This is a genomic window from Paracoccus sediminis (assembly GCF_900188295.1).
GTDB classification, from domain to species: Bacteria; Pseudomonadota; Alphaproteobacteria; order Rhodobacterales; family Rhodobacteraceae; genus Paracoccus; species Paracoccus sediminis.
In genome coordinates this window covers 1-1,402 of record NZ_FZNM01000038.1, presented here as the reverse complement: position 1 = coordinate 1,402, position 1,402 = coordinate 1, and the positions used below count along the sequence as shown (strand labels likewise).

Genomic DNA, 1,402 nt, shown 5'->3' with positions numbered 1-1,402 from the left:
GATAGTGTCCCAGCACGTGGTGTAGGAGGCCGCGCGCGGAGCCTTCGGCGTAGCGCAAGCCGCGCGGCCGTGGGTTACGCTGGCGGTCACCGCCGATCTTCGGAAAAGGTTTGGGTTGCGAGACCTGAAACCTTGAACGGAGACGACGATGACCGATGATAGAATGGCGCTAATCGAGCTGGTTGAGAAGCAGGCCGATGGGGACCTCGTGCGCGAGATGCTGGCCTTTGCGGCCGAGCGGATCATGGAAGCTGAGGTTGAGGCGCGGACGGGAGCTGCCAAGGGCGCGCGAAGCCCGCTGCGGGAGGTTCAGCGCAACGGATACCGCGACCGTGACTGGGACACCCGGGCAGGACGGATCACGCTGGAGATCCCGAAGCTCCGGAAGGGCAGCTACTTCCCCAGCTTCCTGGAACCCCGCCGCACAGCTGAGAAGGCCTTGGTGGCGGTGATTCAGGAGGCTTATGTCCACGGCGTCTCGACGCGATCAGTGGACGATCTGGTCAAGGCGATGGGCGCGGGCGGCATGTCCAAAAGCCAGGTCAGCCGCCTGTGCGCCGAGATCGACGAGCGGGTGAATGCCTTCTTATGCCGGCCCCTGGAAGGCGCTTGGCCCTACCTGTGGCTCGACGCGACCTATCTGAAGGTGCGCGATGGCGGGCGGATTGTCAGCCGCGCCGTAATAATCGCCATCGGGGTCAATGAGGACGGCAAGCGCGAGGTGCTGGGGGTCGCCACCGGCGCCTCCGAGGCCGAGGTGTTCTGGATAGAGTTCCTCCGATCCCTTGCCGACCGCGGCCTGCGCGGGGTGAAGCTGGTGATCGCCGATGATCACAAGGGTCTGCGGGCCGCCGCGCGTCGCGTCTTCAACGCAACTCACCAAAGATGCCGGGTTCATTGGATGCGCAACGCCTTGGCCCATGCTCCAGCTAAGAGCCGCGCGGCCGTGGCAGCGATGCTGAAGACGATCTTCGCCCAGGATACCAAAGCGGAGGCCGAAAAGCAGTGGGACATCGTCGCGGATGCGCTCCGTGAGAAGCAGCCGAAGCTGGGCGCCCTGATGGACGCCTCCCGTGACGACGTTCTGGCCTACATGTCCTTTCCCCGCGAACACTGGACCCAGATCGCCAGCACTAATCCACTGGAGCGGGTGAACCGCGAGGTGAAGCGACGTTCCGACGTCATCGGCATCTTCCCCAACGACGGCGCTATTGTCAGGCTGGTCGGTGCCTTGATGCTCGAGACAAACGACGAGTGGGCCGTCGCGCGGCGTTATATGAGCCTTGAAACACTCGCTCGCGTGACCGACAATCCCAATGTCAGGCTGCCCGCCGTGGCGTCCTGATCAGGCCCTGACCTTTCCGAGGGTCGGCGCTCCTACACCACGCCACGGGGCACTATC

1 protein-coding gene is annotated in these 1,402 nt (G+C 64.3%); it reads left to right on the top strand.

Annotated elements, in window-relative coordinates; genetic code table 11:
• The first annotated feature begins 148 nt into the window (after nucleotides 1-148).
• Nucleotides 149-1,345, top strand: coding sequence for an IS256 family transposase (locus CHB77_RS17890; protein WP_089389474.1), 1,197 nt, complete (start codon nucleotides 149-151; stop codon nucleotides 1,343-1,345).
• The last annotated feature ends 57 nt before the right edge of the window (nucleotides 1,346-1,402 follow it).

What these genes read in the sequence shown, in the direction of transcription:
- CHB77_RS17890 (WP_089389474.1), top strand. Translation starts at nt 149, where the DNA reads ATGACCGATGATAGAATGGCGCTAATCGAGCTGGTTGAGAAGCAGGCC.